Below are 19,344 nucleotides of genomic sequence, written 5' to 3' on the forward strand. Positions count from 1 at the left end.
GCCGTCCTAGGCTCGCGGGCATGCCCGAGAGCGCCGAGGAGTACGCCGCCCGCGTCGTCGCCGCGCAGGACCGCGACGGTCGCCTGCCGGTCGGGGGCCAGGAGGTCCTCGGGTGGGACGTGTTCCCCTTCGAGGTCGACGGCCTCCGGGCCAAGGTCGGGCCCGTCCTCGTCGACGTCGAGCCGCCGCGACGCGGCGAGGATCCGAGCGGTTGCCACTGCCGCGAGGCGGCGATGGAGGGTCCGGCCGCGACCGGCGACTGGGCCGCCGTCTGGGAGGGGATGGGCTGGCGGGTCAAGGTCGCCCCGCCGTCGGGCTCGCCGCTGGTTCTCGTCGCCGAGCCCTTCGAGCACCTCGACGTCGATGCGCTGAGCGACGACCTCGCGGCGGCCCTGGGGCGCCTGCAGGTGGCGCTCGTCGGCGCCGTCGAGGCGCTGCCCTCCGTGGGCCGCTGCCACGTGCTGCGGCTCGGGGACGGTGGCGCCCACGCCCATGTGTGGTTCGTCGCCCGCCCCGCGCGGATGCCGCAGCTGCGCGGGTCGTTCATGGTGGTCTGGGACGACCTGCTCCCGCCGGTCCCGGCAGCGGTGCGGGACGCCAACGCGGCCTTCGTCGTCGAGCGGCTCGTCCGGCGGCTCGGCGGCCGGGCCGTCACCGCGCTCGCGTAGGGTCACGGCATGGCGCGACGCGAGGAGACCGAGGCCGAGCGCCTACGGCGGATCGCCATCCTCAACGCCCGGCTGCCCAAGAAGCGCAACATCGCGCAGGGGCTGCTGCGCAACCCGGCCGGTGAGGTCCTCCTGTGCGAGCTGTCGTACAAGAAGGAGTGGGACCTGCCCGGCGGCGTCGTCGACCCGGGGGAGCCGCCCGCCCTCACCGTCGCCCGCGAGGTCGACGAGGAGCTGGGGCTCGAGGTCGCCGTGGGTGGTCTCGTCGCCGTCAACTGGCTGCCGCCGTGGCGCGGCTGGGACGACGCCCACCTCTTCCTCTTCGACCTCGGCGTCTTCGAGGGCGAGCTCGACCCCGCCCGCTTCCTGCCGCGCGAGATCGCCGGCGCCCACTGGGTCCGGCCCGAGGCCGCGGCCGAGCACGTGGCCCCGTACACCGCGCGGATGCTCGAGGTCGTCGCCGGATGGACCCCCGGCACGACGCTCTACCTCGAGAACAGCGAGCCGGCCGGGGGAGCGGCGTGAACGGCGAGCACCGCCTCGCCCTGATGCTGCTCGGCGGGCTCGTCCTCGTGAGCCTCGGCATCCTCGGCTACATCCTCGTCTCCGCCCTCACCGCCTGAGCGGCGGCTGTCACCGCGTCGCCCTACCGTCGGGTCATGACCCCGTCCGAGCCGGTCCTCGAGTTCCCCGACCGCGACGCTCTCTGGGCGTGGCTCACCGCCCACCACGAGAGCGATCCGGGAGGCTGGGTGCGCCTGGCCCGGGCCCGGTCGGGCCTGCGCAGCGTCACCTTCGAGGAGCTGCTCGAGGCCGGCATCGCCTTCGGGTGGAGCGAGAGCACCCGCCGCCGGTACGACGAGCGGTCCTACCTCCAGCGCTTCACCCCGCGCCGCGGGCGCGGGACGACGTCCGAGCGCAACCGCCGCATCGCGGACCGGCTGGAGGCGCAGGGCCGGATGACGCCGGCCGGGCGCCGGGCCCTGGCGGTCGGGGCGACGCCCGGGGCTCGGTAGACTCCTCGTCCTGTGGCACTCACCATCGGAATCGTCGGTCTCCCCAACGTCGGCAAGTCGACGATGTTCAACGCGCTGACGAAGAACGACGTCCTGGCGGCGAACTACCCGTTCGCGACGATCGACCCCAACGTCGGCGTCGTCCCGCTCCCGGACGCCCGCCTGCAGCGCCTGGCCGAGATCTTCGGCAGCGAGAAGATCCTCCCCGCCACCGTGTCCTTCGTCGACATCGCCGGCATCGTCCGTGGCGCGTCCGAGGGGGAGGGGCTGGGCAACAAGTTCCTCGCCAACATCCGTGAGGCCGACGCCATCTGCCAGGTCGTCCGCGCCTTCGAGGACGGCGACGTCGTGCACGTCGACGGCCAGGTCTCGCCCGAGTCGGACATGGAGACCATCCACACCGAGCTCGTCCTCGCCGACCTCCAGACCCTCGAGAAGGCCGTCGCCCGTCTCGAGAAGGAGGCGCGGATCAAGAAGGAGTCCAAGCCTCTCCTCGAGAACGCGCTGGCGGCCCAGAAGGTGCTCGAGGAGGGCAAGACCCTCTACGCGCACGGGGCCGCCGCCGGCGTCGACCTCGGGATGGCCACCGGCCTCGGGCTGCTGACGACCAAGCCGTTCATCTACGTCTTCAACCTCGACGAGGACCAGCTCGGCGACACCGACCTCCACGCCCGGCTCGCGGCCCTCGTCGCGCCGGCCGAGGCGGTCTTCCTCAACGCCAAGCTCGAGATGGACCTCATGGAGATGTCCCCCGAGGACGCCCGCGAGATGCTCGAGTCCTTCGGCGCCGAGGAGTCCGGCCTGGACCAGCTCGCGCGGGTCGGCTTCCACACCCTCGGCCTGCAGACCTACCTCACGGCCGGTCCCAAGGAGTCGCGCGCCTGGACCATCCGCCAGGGCTGGACCGCGCCGCAGGCGGCCGGGGTCATCCACACCGACTTCCAGCGCGGCTTCATCAAGGCCGAGATCGTCTCGTTCTCCGACCTCGACGAGCTCGGCTCGATGGCCGCCGCGAAGGCCGCCGGCAAGGCGCGCATGGAGGGCAAGGACTACGTCATGCAGGACGGCGACGTCGTGGAGTTCCGCTTCAACGTCTGACCTCCGGCGTCGACGGAGACCCGCGCACCACGCCCGCCGCTGGCCGCGCACCGCCAGGGTGTCCCCCGAGGCGCTGCTCGTGGCGCCGACGTGGGGGTGATCACCCCCTCTCCGACGCCGCGGGGGCAGCCGCGAAGGCCTCCCGCGCGAGATTCTTGACGTTCTCCTGAGGTGCGGGTTGCCTGCGGTTGACCCTTCCCGTGCCCGCCTCCGACCTCCCGGACACCTTCGCCCGGCCGTCGCCGAGGCCGCGTGCAGTCGGCGCAGTGAGGTCGGCGGCACCAAAAACATTGCAGTGCAGGCGTTTCGAGGCCCTGAAGGCATCCCGATGGGTCCGAGACCGTCTCGCAGTGCTCGTCGGATGACGAGTTCCTGACGGCCACCTGAGGGCCGGATGACGACCGTCTGAGCGTCCGGTGACGAGCGGCTGACGGTGGGCTCACGCCTGCGTGACAAATGGCCTCCAGCCCTCGGCAGGGAGGGGTCCGGGGCGGTCACACGGTCCGCGTGGATCGCCGCAGGGGGCGTTCCCGGACAACTGCAGGGGTTGGTCGTGATGCAGGGACACCACCACGTCGACACACAGGGCACGAGCGGTGCGGCGCACCGGTCGGGCCGGCGGCCGTCGGGCCCGCGGGCCGTGCTCCGTCGCCTCGTGACGCTCGTCGGGTCGGTCGCGCTGACGCTGGGGTCGGCGGTCGCCGTCCCGGTGCTCACCGCGGCGCCGGCGCAGGCCGCGTCGACGAACGCGGTGACCCTGCGGGTCACGAGCGCCCGCGACGGGCTGCACCCGCCGAACGACACCGTCCGGGCCGGGGACCCCGTCCCGGGCTACCGATACATGATCAACGTCGACGACACCGGCACCGGTGACCCCGTCGGCGCCCCATCGCCCGGCTCCGGCTGCTCGGCGGACGACGCGGACTACCCGACGAGCTGCACCTGGGCCTCCCTGCACGAGGTGACCGGCGCGCCCATCTACACGCAGGGCACCGACCAGGACTTCGCCGGCGGCGCCTCGCTGGACCTGCCGGACGGCCGTTACGTCGTGAGCGTCCTCGCCGACGGCTTCAAGATCGACGGCGCCCACTTCACCGTCCCGATGACGACCGACGGCACCGGCCCGGGCGTCGTCGACGTGACCGTCCAGCCCGACCCGCTCGTCGACTCGACGCTGCGGGCGTTCGTCTACCGCGACGAGGGCTCGACGAACGGGGCGATCGACAACGGCGAGGACGGCCTCGCGGGCTTCCAGGGCCACATCAACGACATCCTCGGCGAGGTCACGACCGACGTGTACGGCAACCCGCTGTGCACGACGTACAAGAACGAGGACGCGAACCACCAGATCCCGTGGGACGCCGCGTCGCGCGACGCCGACGGCGCGCCCATCGTCGCCACGGTCGGCGGCAAGTGCTTCAGCGACAGCACCGGCATGCTCGTCATCCCGCACCTCGGCACCAACCGGTACACGACGTGGATCAGCCCGCCGGACGGGCAGGACTGGATCCAGACGACGACGCTCGAGGGCAACCACGACTGGGACACCTGGCTGATGGAGGGGGCCACCGGCTTCGACACCGAGTTCACCCTCGCCGGCGAGCCGGTGCCGACCCCGCAGTTCGGGTTCGTGCAGCCGAAGAACCTCCTGGGCACCTCGGCCGCCGGCTCGGTGACCGGCACGATGGTCGCGGTCAAGCAGTACTACCCGCCGCGCGGCGGCAGCTTCAACCAGTACTGGGGGAGCGTCGGCAGCAAGCTCGACAAGCCCATCGCGGACGGCGTCCTCTCGCTGAACGACCTCGACAGCGGCGACCGTGCCGTCTGGGTGGGTCGCGCCGCGAGCAACGGCACCTTCACGATCCCGCACGTGCCGGACGGCAACTACATGCTGACCTGGTGGGACGAGGCGCAGGACTACATCCTCCAGCTGACCAACGTCACGGTGACCAACGGCGAGGCGGTCGACCTCAAGCAGCTGCCGCTCAACGGCTGGTGGACGCCGATCAAGGGTCACGTCTTCCTCGACGCCAACAACAACGGCAAGCGCGACGCGGGTGAGCAGGGCGTCGCCCAGTTCCCGCTGACGCTGCGCAAGAAGGACAACTCGCTGATGGACCGCGGCTCGACCGCCGCCTCCACCGACACCACCGGCTACTACGAGTTCCCGAGCGGCTACCCGCTCGCCGAGTGGCTCGTCCTCGAGGCGTACTCCGACAGCTTCTACACGACGGGTGTCACCTACCAGGCCGACAACCAGCCGACCCCGACGACCGTCAAGGGCTCCGGCGTCGACGTCAGCGTGCTGCCGATCATCGGGCTCGGCGGCACCGTCGACTGGGGCGTCCAGAAGTACGACGCGACCGGGCGCACCAGCCGCCCGCGCAACGGCGGCATCGTCGGCTCGGTCTCGTACGACACGACCCGCAACGAGCTCGACCCGCAGTACGCCGCGACCGAGGACTGGCAGCCGGGGATCCCCGACGTGCCCGTCAAGCTCTACGCCCCGGTCCGGTGCGGCACGAACGCCGGCGCGCCCTGCGACGCGAGCGACACCTACGAGCTCGCGGGCGACGGCTCCTACAAGAAGGGCAGGCTCCTCAACTCCTACGTCTCCGAGCACTGGAGCCGGCCGACCGGGTGCACCGCCCGGGACGCCGACGGCACCCCCTACACCCACGGCACGGACGAGAACGTCACGGCGCACGACCAGGACACGACCGGCGAGTGCGTCTCGGCCCTCGTCCAGGGCTTCCAGGTCGGTGCCTACGGCGCAGACCAGGGCACGGCCGACGCGAGCTTCGGCGCCTCCGTCGACGGCAACTACGGCTTCGGGGACGCGTGCACCGGCACCCTCACGGACACCGACCCGGCCAACCCGTCCTGCAGCAGCACCTTCGCGCCGCTCGCCGCCGGTGACTACCTCGTCTCCGTCGAGGTGCCCAAGGACGCCCGCGGCCGTCCGATGTACGACGTGACCTCGGAGGAGGACATCAACATCGGCCGCGGTGACCAGGTGGTCCCGCAGGTCCCGCCGTCGGCGTGCGTCGGTGCGCTGCACACGGTCGACGTCAAGGACGTCGCGAACGACGGGTACGCCGCGAAGTCCGGTGCCGCCGACGGCCTCCCGGCCGGCGTCACCGTCCCCGCGTCGAGCGCCGTCGACAACGCGACCTTCGTCGACATCGGTGGCTCGCCCTACGAGGGCATGGTCCGACCGCGCTGCGACACCAAGCTCGTCAGCCTCAACAACGGCAAGTCCATCGTGCCGATGTTCCACCTGTTCACCGACGTCCCGGTGCCGTCGCGGATGCGCGGCATCGTCGTCGACGACCTCAACTACTCGACGGACAAGCGCACGGTCCTCTTCGGCGACAAGGCCGGGGTGGCGAACGCGCCGGTCGGCATCTACGACTTCGCCGGTGACCTCAAGTACACGGCGCACTCGGACTACAACGGCTTCTACGACGTCCTCATGCCGTCGACCGACCACATCAGCTGCCCGACGCCCTCCGGTGTCTGCCAGGGGATGTACCGCTTCGTCGGCAACGACCCCGGTGTCCCGGGCGCCCTGAACGCCGACTACAACCCGCGCTTCCGGACCATCGCCACCGAGTTCGAGGCGACCCCCGGCGTGACGATCCCGACCGACCTCGCGCCGACCCAGGTCGGGGTCAGCCTCGGCACGCCCGGCACGAGCCCGACCACGGTCAAGTGCATGGTCAACCCGGTCCGGCCGCAGCTGTTCTCGGTCGACAAGCCGGTCCTCACCCCGACGGACACGACGACGGCCCAGCGGCGGGTCACTCTCCGCGGCACCGGCTTCGGGGCCACCCGAGGGACCGGTTCGGTCCGGCTCGGCAGCACCGCCCTCACCGTGGCGAGCTGGAGCGACACGACGATCCAGGTCGACGTGCCCGCCGCTGGGCCCGGCACCGGGCAGGTCCCCGGCGGAGCCCTCCAGCTGACCGTCACCGCCGGCAACGGGCTGAGCTCCGTCACCGGCCTGACCTTCCAGCTGCTCGGCGCCGTCACGACGACGAGCTCCTACCTGCCGACGGTCTACCGCGTCGGCCCGGGTGTCGCCGTCGCGAAGTACGACCCGACCAAGACGGCCAGCCAGACCGGCACGGCCGGTGTGCCGCACGCCATCCAGAACGCCGTCGACGACGCCGTGCGAGCCGGGGGCAACGCGGTCGTGGTGGTGTTCCCGAACACGCCGACGAGCACCAACCCGCGCGGCGCCTACTACGAGAACCTCGTCGTCAACGGGCCCGTCAAGCTCCAGGGCGTCGGCGCCGGCGGGTTCCAGGGCAGCGGCACCTCGAGCACCTGGGTGCCGGGGTCGGTCGTCGACGGCAGCGCGTTCGGTGGTGTTACCGACCTCGCGACGGACTGGTTCACCAAGGTCGGCTCGCTCGACTGGTCGGGCAACCAGACCGTCAGCGACGGGGCGGTCGTCTACCTCCTCGGGTCCGAGGGCGACTCGTCGACCGTGCGGACCTACCCGCTCGGTGCGACCTTCAAGCCGGCCGTCGACGGGTTCGACCTGCGCGGCGGCGACCAGATGGGCTTCCCCGGCAACATCAACGACCTCACCGGCCAGGCCACCGGCCTGCCGCCGAACATCACGACGCAGGGTGGCGCGATCTTCGCCAACGCCTTCGTCCGTGAGCTGCAGGTGACGAACAACGTCGTCGAGAACAACGGCGGCGGCTACGGCACCATCCGCGTCGGCACCCCCGACCTCACCGGGGCCGACGAGAGCCAGCACAACGAGAACCTGCGGATCGCGAACAACCGGATCGTCCAGAACGCCGGCACCAACTACGCCGGGGCGATCGGCCTCTTCGCGGGCTCGGACGGGTACGAGGTGTCCGGCAACGACATCTGCGGCAACTTCTCGCTCGAGTACGGCGCGGGCGTCACCCACCTCGGGTTCAGCCCGAACGGACGGATCCACCACAACCGGATCACGCTCAACAACTCGAACGACGAGGGCGCCGGGATCATGGTGGCCGGCGCGCTGCCGGCCGACCCGACGACGCTGTCGCACGGCGCCGGCGCGGTCGAGATCGCCGCCAACGAGATCCAGGGCAACCTCGCCAACGACGACGGCGGCGGCATCCGCTTCCTCATGGCGGGCAACTACCCGATGTCGGTGCACGACAACGTCATCACGAGCAACGTCTCGACCCACGAGGGAGCCGGCATCGCCATCGACGACGCCCCCGACGTCCGCATCGTCAACAACACGATCATGGACAACATCACGACCGCCACGGCCGTGACCTCCGACGGGATGCCGGCCCCCGCCGGCATCGCGACCGGGCAGAACAGCGACCAGCTGCAGGCCACGCTGCCCCCGGGCTCGCCGACCTCCAGCAACCCCGTCCTGCTCGACAACGTCCTGTGGGACAACCGCGCCGGCACCCGGGCGGGCACCACCGTCACGGGCATCGGCCTGGGTGGGGCGAGCGACGTCGAGACGTGGGACCTGGGTTCGCTCGACCCGACGATCTCGCTCGCGCCGGTGGGCTCGGTCCTCCAGCAGGACCCCACCGCCCACCCGTACACCGACGCACCCTCGAACAAGCACGCCGACCCGCAGGTCGTCCGGACGTGGCCGGTGTCGGTCTCCTTCGCCACCTGGCGGCAGAACCCGGCCTTCGTCGACGCGAACATCGCCGTCGTCGAGGTCCCCGCCGACCTCATGGGTGACTACCACCTCGTCGGCTGCGGGACGGGCCAGTCGCCGGCCTGCGACATCGGCCTGGCGTCCCTCGGCACGGCCACCGTGGCGAGCGTCGACATCGACGGCGACGCCCGCCCGGCGACGACGGGGAACCCCGCCGACGCGGGTGCGGACGAGGTGCCCCGCGTGGCCCCGCCGCCGCCCCCGCCGCCCGTGTTCGACTTCTCGATCACCGGCTCCGGCACGATCCCGGGCGTCAGCGGCACGGCCGACGCCTCGGACATCCACCACTACGACGGCGCGACGAACGCCTACTCGCGGCTGGTCGACGTGCAGGCGACGCCACGGCCCGGCCTGCCGGCCAACGCGCTCGTCGACGGCCTGGCCGTCGTGGACGCCACGCACTACTACGTGTCCTTCGCGAACGACATCTTCGTGCCGGGCGTCGGGACGGTGCAGGACGAGGACGTCGCGTACTACAACGCGGGGACGTGGTCGGTCTGGTTCGACGGCACCTCCCGCGGGCTCACCTCCGCCAACCTCGACATCGACGCCATCTCGATCAAGGGCGGTGTCCTGTACTTCTCGACGACGGGCAACAGCAACCCGCGCGGTGTCACCGGGACGGCCGACGACGCCGACGTCTACAGCTGGAACGGGACGTCGTTCGCCCGGGTCTGGGACGCCACGACGAAGGGGGTCCCGGCCACCGCGCGGGTGGACGGGGCGGTCTTCGACTCGCCGACCCACGCCTGGTTCTCCTTCGCCGACAACGTGACCCTGCCCGGCGTGGGGACCGTCCAGGACGAGGACCTCCTCGAGTACACCAACGGCACCTGGAAGGTCTGGTTCGACGGCACCTCGCACGGCCTGACGACCGCCGGGCTCGACATCGACGCCTTCTCGCTCGCGGGCACCACCACCACGTCGGCCGCGGCCCTCCGCGCACTCACCACCACCAAGGGGACGACCCGATGACCAGCACCGAACCACAGCGGGGCGCCGCACCGACCTCCGTCGCCCTCGACGGGCCACCGCGGGTGAGTCGCCGCCGGGCCCTGGGCCTCGCGGGGAGCGCCGTCGCCGTCGCCGGCGTCGGCACCTGGGCCGGGCGCGTCCTCGCCCCGGAGCAGGTGGCCTCGGCCGCCGACGCGCCGGCGAACCTCTACCTCGCCGGCACCGACGGGTGGATCCACCTGCCCCCGACCCCGGCCATCCCGCCCTACCACCCGGACCCCATCGGGGCGACGGTCGCGCCGGGGATGACGACCTACGTCTTCGGGTTCCGCAACGTGACGGGCATGACCGACGTCCAGCGGCTGGGGCAGAAGTACCACGCCCAGCACTCCGCGCCGCTGTTCTGGGTCGACGAGTACGACGGCGACCCGGCCCACGAGTTCCGGGTGCGGCTGACCAACCTCGGTCTCGAGCTGCGGCCCGACCTGTTCGACGCGCACACGCTGCACTGGCACGGGTTCCGCAACGTCATCCCGTTCTTCGACGGCGAACCGAGCGGGTCGGTGTCGGTCCGCGCGGGGGGTGAGTTCACCTACGTCTACCGTCCCCGAGACCCCGGCACCTACATGTTCCACTGCCACGTCGAGGACGTCGAGCACGTCCACATGGGCATGACCGGCATGGTCTTCGTGCGGCCGAGGCAGAACGGGCAGACCAAGACCCACGACGGTCGCCAGTACTCGAGGTTCCTCTACAACGACGGCGACGGCAGCACCGGCTACGACCGCGAGTTCTCGATGTTCCTCTCCGAGGTGTGGGCCGAGGCGCACTGGGCCGACGCGCACATCCAGCTGCCGGAGTGGAGCGACTACCGCGCCGACTTCGCCCTCCTCAACGGGCGCGTCCACCCGGACACGCTCGAGCCGAACGGACCCGGCGTCAACGCCTTCGACGTCGAGGAGGGGCGGACGTTCGACGCCGACGGCGACCTCATCGCGCCCCCCGGCCGGCCGGACCTCAGGTACCAGCCCATCTCCTCACTGGTGACCTGCGTCGAGGGGGAGCGGGTGGCCCTGCGCTTCGCCAACCTCGGCTTCCGCGAGTCCGCGATGACCATCGCCGGCCTGCGGATGCGGGTCGTCGGCCGCGACGCCACCCCGATGCGAGGGCGCACGGGGGCCGACACCTCGTACGAGACCGACACGCTGAACATCGGTCCCGGCGAGAGCTACGACGTCATCGTCACCGCCCCGCCGAAGACGGGGTCGGGCGAGTACGACACCTACCTGCTCTACAACCGGTCGTTCACCCGCTCCGACAACCTCGCCCCCGGCGGGCTCGGCGGCCAGGCGACAGAGATCAGGGTCTACGCCGACGGCCCCGGAGCGCCTGCGGCACAGTCCTTCCCGAACGACTGGGGGTTCACGGCATGAGCACCGACCCACGCGCCGTCCGACGCGTCCTGCGCCGCGGTGCGGTCCTCGCCACGGGCGTGCTGGTCGCCGTCGCCGGGGCCGTCGCCCCCGGTGCGTCGTCGGCCGGGGCGGCCGCGCCGCCGCGCAACGGCATCGTCTGCACGACCGGTGGACCCGGCGCCGCCGACCACCACCCGGTCTTCGACCTGACGACCCGCACCGGCTACATCGACCTGCCCGACGGCAACACCGCCTACATGTGGGGCTACTCGAGCGGCTTCGACGACTTCCAGCACCCCGGGCCGGTCCTCTGCGTCACCGAGGGCGACGTCGTGACGGTCATCCTCCACAACACCCTCGACGTCCCCGCGTCGGTCGTGTTCCCCGGCCAGGACGACGTCCTCGCCGACGGGGTGCCCTCGCAGCCGCAGACCGGGTCGGGGGGCTTCATGACGAGCCTCGCGCAGCCGGCTGCCGCGCAGACCGGCACCGTGACGTACAGCTTCACCGCGGGCCACGCGGGGACCTTCCTCTACGAGTCCGGGACCGACCCCGAGACCCAGGTCCGGATGGGCCTGTTCGGCGCGCTCATCGTGCGCCCGTCGATGGGCGCCGACTACGCGTACGACTACGCGGACACGCAGTTCGAGCCCACCGAGGAGTTCATGGTCCTCCTGTCGGAGATCGACCCGTACCAGCACGCGGCGGTCGAGCAGGGCAAGCCCTTCGACCTCACCCGCTACAAGGCCCGGTACTGGCTGATCAACGGCCGGGGCTACCCCGACAGCATCGCCGACAACTTCGCGTCGTGGCTGCCCTCGCAGCCCTACGGGTCGCTCGCCACGGTCAAGCCGTACGACCCGGTGACCCACCCCCGGTCGGGGATGGCGCGCTACCTCAGCGTCGGCAGCGAGGACTACCCCTTCCACCCGCACGGCAACAACGGGCTCGTCGTCGGCCGCGACGGCCGGCCGGCCCGCGCGCTGTCCAGCGGCCAGGAGGACCTCTCGATGGAGAAGTTCGCCGTCAACATCGGTCCCGGACAGACGTGGGACGTGCTCTTCCGGTGGAAGGACGCCGAGGACTACAGCGTGGCCAACCCGGTGACGGTCACCGTCCCGAGCCTGGCCAACCAGGTCGTCGGCACGTTCTACAGCGGGAGCCCGTACCTCGGGAACACCCACGACCTGCCACCGGGCGTCCAGACGCTCAACCAGTGCGGCGAGTTCTACATCATCTCGCACAACCACGCCCTGTTCCAGATCACCTCCTGGGGCGTCAACATGACCGGCCCGATCACGTACATGCGGATCGAGCCCCCGAACAACACCTGCCCGTGAGAGAGGGGACGACGATGACGAAGCACCTGCGCACGGCCGCTCTCTCGACGCTCGGCGGCGGGGCCCTGGTCGCCCTCGGCCTGCTGTTCGGGCCGGTCGGGTCGGCCAGCGCCGCCGACGTGGACATCCACCTGGAGGCGACGACCGGCACGACGAGCCTGCCCGGCAAGAGCGGACCGACGAGCGTCCCTGTCTGGGGCTACTGCGTGCGCCCCGACGCGGCCACGCCCTGCGGCCCGCTCGAGCGGCCCGGAGGACCCACCCTCACGGTTGACGAGGGCGACCACGTGACGATCACCCTCCACGACGGGCTGCCCGAGCGGACCTCGCTGCTGCTCGGCGGGCAGCAGATGGCCCCCGACACGGAGGGTGCCGCGGCCGGTGGCGAGCACACGTACTCGTTCACCGCCTCGCGCCCCGGCACGTACCTCTACCAGGCGGGTCCCACGGGCAACTTCCAGCACCAGGTCGCGATGGGCCTCTACGGCGCGCTCGTCGTCCGCCCGGCCACGAGCGGCCGTGCCTACGACGACGCGGCCTCGGCCTACGACGCCGAGCAGGTGCTCGTCGTCGGGGAGATCGACCCCGCGCTCAACACCGCGAACGACCCGGCGGCGTTCGACATGCGCAGGTTCGTCGCACGCTACGAGCTCGTCAACGGCCGGGTGCACCCGGACATCCAGCCGGTGGCCGCGGCCTCCGGGCAGGACGTCCTGCTGCGGTGGGTCAACGCCGGCGTCGGCTACCACTCGATGGCGGTGCTCGGCGCCGACCAGCGCGTTATCGCGTACGACGGCAGTCGTCTGCTCAACGACGGTGGCGCACTGGACATCTCGCGCCGTCTCGTCGCCGACACCTTCGGGCCGGGGCAGACCGCCGACGCGGTCGTCCACGTGCCCGCGACCACCACCGACCGCCGGCTGGCCGTCTACGACGCCGGCCTCGGGCTGCACAACGGCCAGGCGGCGGGCACCGGCGGAGCCGTGACCTTCATCGACGTCGCCGCCTCGGGCGGGCCCGTCGACAACGTCGGTCCGGTGACGACCGGTGTCCGCTGGGACGCCGGGACCCTCACGGCCGAGGTCAGCGACGAGAGCACCGGCGGCAGCGCCGTCGACCTCGTCGAGTACCTCGTCGACACCACGGTCGGCTCCGGCACCGCGATGGCCGGCACCCCCGGCACGCCGACGGTGCACGCCACCGCCGACTACGCCGTGCCCCCGGGGCCGCACGTCGTCTACGTGCACGGCCGCGACGCCGACGGGGCCTGGGGCCCGTGGAGCTCGGTGCTCGTCCAGGGCAGCGACACCGTCGGGCCGGCGACCACCGGCCTCGAGGTCGCCCCCGACCACACCAACGGCTCGGGCTCGGTCGCCCTCTCCGCGACCGGCAACGACTCGGCGACCGGCAACCACGAGATCGCCGGGGCCGAGTGGTCGCTCGACGGCGGCACCGCGTCCGCGATGACCGTCGAGACCACCGGACCCGTGGCGAGCCTCGTCGCGACGATCCCGGGCAGCGCGCTGAGCGGCCTGCCCGACGGCCTGCACGCGGTCACCGTGCGCTCGCGCGACAGCGCCGGTGCGTGGGGCCCGGTCTCGAGCGTGCAGCTCGCGATCGACCACGCGGCTCCGGTGGCCTCCGACCTGTCTGTGTCGCCGAACCCGAACAACGGCACGCTGGCGATCAACGGGTCGTCCTCGGCCGTCCGCCTCGTCGCGACCCTCACCGACCAGCTGACCGGTGACGGCGTCGGGTTCGACCCGGTCCAGAGCACCGTCGACCGGGCCGAGGCGTTCCTCGACACGGCGGGCGCGAACGGCACCGGCATCCCGATGGAGGCCGCGGACGGTGCCTTCTCGACGAGCACGGAGAACGTCTACCTCGACATCCCGCTCGCCACGGTGCGCCAGATGTCCGCGGGGACGCACAAGCTCTGGGTGCACGGGCACGACGCCGCCGGCAACTGGGCGGAGCCGGTGTCGGTCGACCTCGTCGTCGACAAGACGGCGCCGACCCTCGCGGCCTTCGCCGTCGCCCCGAACCCGACCGCCGGCGCCACGACGGTGACGGTCTCGGGTGGCGCCGGAGCCATCGGTGCCGACCCGTCCGGCTTCTCCCTCGTCGAGGTCTTCGCGGGCACCGACCCCGGGGTCGGTCGGGGAACGGCGCTCGTGCGCAACGCCGACGGCTCGTTCAGCGGGCAGCTGCCCGTCGACCGGCTCCCCGAGGGCGCCACGACGGTCCGGCTGCGGGTCCGGGACGGCGCCGGCAACACGGCGACGCGCTCGGTGGCACTCACGGTGACCCGTCCGCTGTGGTTCGCCACGCTCCAGGCGGTCAACCCGACCGGTGTGCCGGCGCCCGCTCGCACCTCGGACGTCTTCCGGTGGAGCGGCACCGCGGCGAGCAAGGGCTACCAGCTCTCCACGCTCGGGGTGCCGACCAGCGCCAACGTCGACGGCTTCACCCGGGTGGACGCGACGCACTTCTACGTGTCGTTCTCCAACCCGAGCGTGGTCGTCACCGGCCTGGGCACGGTCAACCCGCGCGAGGTCATCTACCGCGACGGCAGCACCTGGAGGCGCTTCTTCAACGGGGCGAACGCGGGCATCCCCGCGACGGCGAACGTCGACGCCATCGACGTCGTCGGCGCCTGGCCCAACCCGACGCTGTACGTCTCGGTGAGCACCTCCGCCGTGCCGGGCGGCGCCGCCACCGGAGGCACCGGCAGCCCGACGGACGTCTACCGCTGGGACGGGACCACCCACTGGACCCGGGTCGTCGACGCCTCCGCGATCGGCATCCCGGACGCCGCGAACACCGACGGCTTCGTCTGGCTCGGCGCGGACGACTGGGCGTTCTCGTTCGCCGCCAACACCACCCGGGTGCCCGGCATCGCCGCGCTCGTCCCCGACGAGGACGTCGTCCGCCGGACGGCCGGCGTGTGGTCGACCTGGTTCGACGGGTCGACGCACGGGCTGGGCGGCGCCAACGTCGACGTCGACGCGTTCGACCTGCCCTGACCCGACCCCGACCCGGGGCGCCGGCCGCGAGAGAGCTCGCGGCCGGCGTCCCGCACCACCAGGAGGACCGATGAGCACCGCCACCGCCCCCGCCCCGCACGTCCCCCCGTCCGCACCGTCGCGCACGCGTCATCGCCTCCTCGTGCTCGCGGCGCTCGTCGTGCTGGCGCTCGCGGCGACGCTCGGCGTCCGCGCGGTGATGGCGCACGCCGACGACGTCCGCTCCGGCACCGAGGCGGTCTCCGCGGAGCAGTTCGCGAGCCGCACCGGAGCGAAGCTCACCCTCCTCGGGGTCACCGGGGGAGGGGGGATGGTCGAGCTGCGCTACCAGGTGACCGACCCCGACAAGGCGAGCCTGCTGCTGCACCAGGAGGACAAGCGCCCGGTGCTCGTCGTCGAGGACACCGGGGCCACCCTCGCGATGGTCTCGCGGCCGCACAACCACAAGGCCGAGCTCAACCTCGGCGGGACGTACTTCTTCCTCATGGCGAACACCCGCAACGCCATCCACGACGGCACGCGGGTGACCATCATCGTCGGCGACGTCAGGCTCGAGCACGTCGTGGCGCAGGCATGACCGAGGTGCGCGGCGGGGGGCGCCGGGGGGCGGTGGCGGCCCTGTTCGCGCTGCTGGCGCTGCTCGTCCTCGCGCCGTCGGCCTCGGCGCACGCGACGCTCGAGCGCTCCGACCCACCGAACGGCGGCATGGTGGCGACCGGTCGCACCGCCCTCACGCTGTGGTTCGGCGAGGACATCGCCCCGGCGGCGAGCAGCTTCACCCTCGAGGGCGCCGAGGGCCGGGTGCCGGTGACCGTGGTGGTCGAGCCCGGTGAGAGGGTCGTCCACCTCACGACGCCCCCGCTGGCCCGCGGCACCTACACCGTCACGTGGGCGGTGGTCGCCGCGGACGGTCACCCCACCCGGGGCACGGTCGTCTTCGGCAGCGGCTTCCGCCCCGACGGGCTCCCGGACGCCGACAGCCCCCTGCCCCCGGTCGTCCCGGTCCTCCTGCGCGGGCTCGACCTCGCCGGCACGCTCGTCGCGCTCGGGGCCCTGCTCGCGCTGCGCCGGGTCGTCCCTGTGCTCGGGGCGCTCGCCGGCCCGACCCGACGGCGCGTCGTCACCGCGGGGGCGCTCGGCGCCACCGTCGCGCTCGTCGCCGCGGTCGCCACCCCGCTCGTCACGACGACGACGCAGACCGGTTCCGCCGTGGGCTCCGACGCCTGGACGAGCGCGCTCGGCGAGGTCCTGACGGAGAGCACCTGGGGCCGCCTCTGGCTGCTGCGCCTGGTGCTGCTGGCCGTCGCCTACGGTGCGCTGTGGCGCGGTCGGTACGCGGTGGCCGGTGGTGGCCTCGTCCTCGCGGTCGCCGTGGACGGATGGGTCGGCCACGCCTCCGCGCTGCCGAGCGGTGTGGTCGTGGCGTGGGCCGCCGCGACGCTGCACGTGGTGGCGGCCGGTGCCTGGGCGGGCGCCCTGCTCGTCCTCGCCCTCACCCTGCGTCCGCTCGGCCGGCTCGAGGGGGACGAGCGGTCGGCGGTCGTGCTCGGCGCGTGGCGGGCCTTCAGCCCGACCGCCGCGGTGTCGTCCGGCGTGCTCCTCGCCACCGGGCTCTACGAGGCCGGAGCCCACGTCGAGACCTGGCCCGCACTGCTCCGCGGGGTCTACGGGCCGGCCGTCGTCGGCAAGGTGCTCGTCGTCACCGTGGCCCTCGGCCTCGCGGCGTGGAACACCGTCATGGTCAACCCCGGCGTCGCGCGCCGGGTCGGAAGGGTTCTCGGCCTCGGGCGCGACTGGTCCGCCCCGGTGCACCGGCTGCGCACCACGGTCCTCGTCGAGGCGCTCGTCCTGCTCGTCGCCGTCGGCCTCGCCGCCCTCATGACGGCCGTCCCGACCGCACGCGAGGTCACGGCGGCCCGCACCGCCGACGCCCCGCAGAGCGCGCGCGCCGACGGGCTGTTCGTCACCGTCGACGCCGTCCCCGTGGCCGGCCGCACCCGTCTCGTCGTCCGGGCGCAGCCCGTCATCCGTCCCGTGGGTGCGCCCGTCACCGGCGTGGAGGTCGCGGTCTCCGAGGGCGTGCTGACGAGCCCCGCCGCCGACCCGACGGACCGGGTCGTGCTCTCCCGCACCGAGCCCGGACGCTGGGAGGCCAGCATCCCCGACCCCGGGCAGCGGGACTGGACCGCCGAGGTCCTCCTGCACCGGGCGGGTGCCCGCACCACGGTCGTCCTCGTCCCCTGGAGCAGCGCCGCGGGATGGCCGGGGCTGCGCGTCGCGGCCGTCACGGCCGCGGTCGTCCTGCTCCTCGTGCTCGCGGCGGGCCTGTGGTGGGCACGTCGGCGACGGACCCACCAGCCGGCTCCCGACGGTGCCGACCGGGCCGTCGTCCCCGTCCTGGAGGAGGTGGGCTCCCGATGAGGCTCTCGCTCGTCGTCTCCGTGGTGGCGGCGGCCACCGCCCTCGCCGCCGCGCCGGCCGCCCCCGCGGCACCGCTCCTCGCCGCGCCGCCGGTCGTGCCCGCGGCGGTCGAGAGGATGCTGGCCGGCGTACCGGACGGTGCGGTCGTTCCCGTGCTGGTCCGCCTGCGAGAGAACGGTCCCGGGCCGTCCGCGCTCGCGGCCGGTCGGACCGAGGGGGCCCGCCGCACCGCCCTGGTGCGCGGGCTGCGCGAGGGCGCGGGCGCCCGCCAGCGAGGCGTCCTCGCGGCGGTCGACGGGCTGGCCCGGCGCGGCGAGGTCCGCTCGCGCACCGCGCTCTGGGTGACGGACGCCGTCGCGGTCACCGCCACGCCGGACGCCGTCCGCGAGCTGGCCGCGCGACCGGACGTCGCGTCCGTCGTCCCCGACCGGATCGTCCTCACCCCCGCGGCGGTCCCCGTCGAGCCGACGATCGACGCCACGGGCGCGCCCGCCGTGTGGGCCGCCGGACGCACCGGCACCGGGGTCGTCGTCGCGTCGCTCGACTCCGGGGTGGACCTCACGAACCCCGACCTCGCGGCGACCTGGCGCGGCGGCAGCAGCTCGTGGTTCGACCCCTACGGCGAGCACCCCGACGCGCCGGTCGACCTGCTGGGCCACGGCACGGCGGTCACCGGGACCATGGTCGGGGGCGAGGACGCGGGGTCCGCGTACGGCATGGCACCCGGCGCCCGCTGGGTGGCGGCACGGGTGTTCGACGACCGCGGCGCCGCGACACTGTCGGCGCTCCACGAGGCCTTCCAGTGGGTCCTCGACCCCGACCACGACCCCTCGACGGACGACGCCCCGGACGTCGTGGACCTCTCGTGGTCGCTCGGCACCGGCCCGGGATGCGACCTCGCCGTGCAGCCCGACCTCGCGGCGCTGCGGGCGGCCGGCATCCTCCCCGTCGCGGCCGCCGGGAACTTCGGCGCAGCGGCGGGCACGAGCGCGAGCCCGGCCAACTACCCCGAGGCGCTCTCGGTCGGTGCCGTCACGACCTCCGGTGCCCTCTGGTCGTTCTCGAGCACCGGGCCCAGCGACTGCGGCGGGCGCACCCGGCCCTTTCCGGACCTCGTGGCGCCGGGGGTCGACGTGCTCTCCGCGGACCTGTACGGCTCCTACCAGGTGGTCGACGGCACCTCCATCGCGGCGCCCCACGTCGCCGGGGCGGCGGCGCTCCTGCTGCAGGGTCGTCCCGCGACGACCCCCGACGCTCTCGCGGCGGCCCTGACGACGACCGCCCGCGACCTCGGCGCGACCGGCCCCGACGACGTCTTCGGTGCCGGGCTGGTCGACGTCGCGGCCGCGGACGCCGCCCTCACCCCGGCCGCGCCGACCGGCGACTTCTCCGTCGTGGTGCGTCCCCGACGGGTGGCGCTCACTCCCGGCGCCACGGCGTCGATCATCGTGCGGGTGACCCCGACCGACGGCTACGACGCGGCGACCTCCCTGTCGCTCAGCGGGATCGACCCGAGCGCGGCCCGGTGGCGGTTCGTGCGGCAGCAGGTGGGTCCCGGGGCCTGGCGCACCCGGCTCCTCCTCCGGGTCCTGCCGTCGGCGACCCGGGGCGTGCACCCGCTGGTCGTCACCGCGACCGGTGGCGGCATCGAGCGGACCGCTCCGCTGACCGTCGTCGTCGTGCGCCGGCGCTGACGGCCGCGGGCGGA

11 protein-coding genes are annotated in these 19,344 nt (G+C 73.2%); all 11 read left to right on the forward strand.

The window, feature by feature from the left end; all coding sequences use genetic code 11:
- Nucleotides 1–20: 20 nt before the first annotated feature.
- The 11 genes from J3473_RS17950 to J3473_RS18000 all read left to right on the forward strand — a co-directional run bounded on the left by J3473_RS17950 (nucleotide 21) and on the right by J3473_RS18000 (nucleotide 19,330).
- The gene (locus tag J3473_RS17950; protein WP_207025187.1) at nucleotides 21–668 is read left to right on the forward strand and encodes a hypothetical protein; all 648 of its coding nucleotides are present in this window, start codon (nucleotides 21–23) and stop codon (nucleotides 666–668) included.
- A 9-nt stretch (nucleotides 669–677) separates the two neighbouring features.
- Entirely contained in the window at nucleotides 678–1,193 is a 516-nt protein-coding gene (locus J3473_RS17955) for an NUDIX hydrolase (protein ID WP_207025188.1), read from the forward strand.
- Between the two features lie 134 nt (nucleotides 1,194–1,327).
- Nucleotides 1,328–1,684, forward strand: coding sequence for a YdeI family protein (locus tag J3473_RS17960; RefSeq protein ID WP_207025189.1), 357 nt, complete (start codon nucleotides 1,328–1,330; stop codon nucleotides 1,682–1,684).
- A 12-nt stretch (nucleotides 1,685–1,696) separates the two neighbouring features.
- A complete protein-coding gene (ychF, locus tag J3473_RS17965; protein ID WP_207025190.1) occupies nucleotides 1,697–2,782 on the forward strand; it encodes a redox-regulated ATPase YchF in 1,086 nt (361 codons plus the stop codon).
- 556 nt (nucleotides 2,783–3,338) lie between these two features.
- Entirely contained in the window at nucleotides 3,339–9,455 is a 6,117-nt protein-coding gene (locus J3473_RS17970; protein WP_242525956.1) for an SdrD B-like domain-containing protein, read from the forward strand.
- The gene (locus tag J3473_RS17975) at nucleotides 9,452–10,867 is read left to right on the forward strand and encodes a multicopper oxidase domain-containing protein (protein WP_207025192.1); all 1,416 of its coding nucleotides are present in this window, start codon (nucleotides 9,452–9,454) and stop codon (nucleotides 10,865–10,867) included. Before J3473_RS17970 ends, J3473_RS17975 begins: the two co-directional genes overlap by 4 nt.
- Nucleotides 10,864–12,189, forward strand: a complete 1,326-nt coding sequence (locus J3473_RS17980; RefSeq protein WP_207025193.1) for a multicopper oxidase domain-containing protein — start codon at nucleotides 10,864–10,866, stop codon at nucleotides 12,187–12,189. Before J3473_RS17975 ends, J3473_RS17980 begins: the two co-directional genes overlap by 4 nt.
- A gap of 14 nt (nucleotides 12,190–12,203) precedes the next feature.
- The gene (locus tag J3473_RS17985; protein ID WP_207025194.1) at nucleotides 12,204–15,215 is read left to right on the forward strand and encodes a multicopper oxidase domain-containing protein; all 3,012 of its coding nucleotides are present in this window, start codon (nucleotides 12,204–12,206) and stop codon (nucleotides 15,213–15,215) included.
- Between the two features lie 70 nt (nucleotides 15,216–15,285).
- On the forward strand, nucleotides 15,286–15,792 hold the full coding sequence (locus J3473_RS17990) for a hypothetical protein (RefSeq protein WP_207025195.1): 507 nt from the start codon (nucleotides 15,286–15,288) through the stop codon (nucleotides 15,790–15,792).
- A complete protein-coding gene (locus tag J3473_RS17995) occupies nucleotides 15,789–17,636 on the forward strand; it encodes a copper resistance CopC family protein (RefSeq protein ID WP_207025196.1) in 1,848 nt (615 codons plus the stop codon). The genes J3473_RS17990 and J3473_RS17995 overlap by 4 nt, the downstream gene beginning before the upstream one ends.
- On the forward strand, nucleotides 17,633–19,330 hold the full coding sequence (locus J3473_RS18000; RefSeq protein ID WP_207025197.1) for a S8 family serine peptidase: 1,698 nt from the start codon (nucleotides 17,633–17,635) through the stop codon (nucleotides 19,328–19,330). The genes J3473_RS17995 and J3473_RS18000 overlap by 4 nt, the downstream gene beginning before the upstream one ends.
- The last annotated feature ends 14 nt before the right edge of the window (nucleotides 19,331–19,344 follow it).

The sequence above is a fragment of the Phycicoccus sp. DTK01 genome (assembly GCF_017312765.1).
Lineage (GTDB): Bacteria > Actinomycetota > Actinomycetes > Actinomycetales > Dermatophilaceae > Phycicoccus > Phycicoccus jejuensis.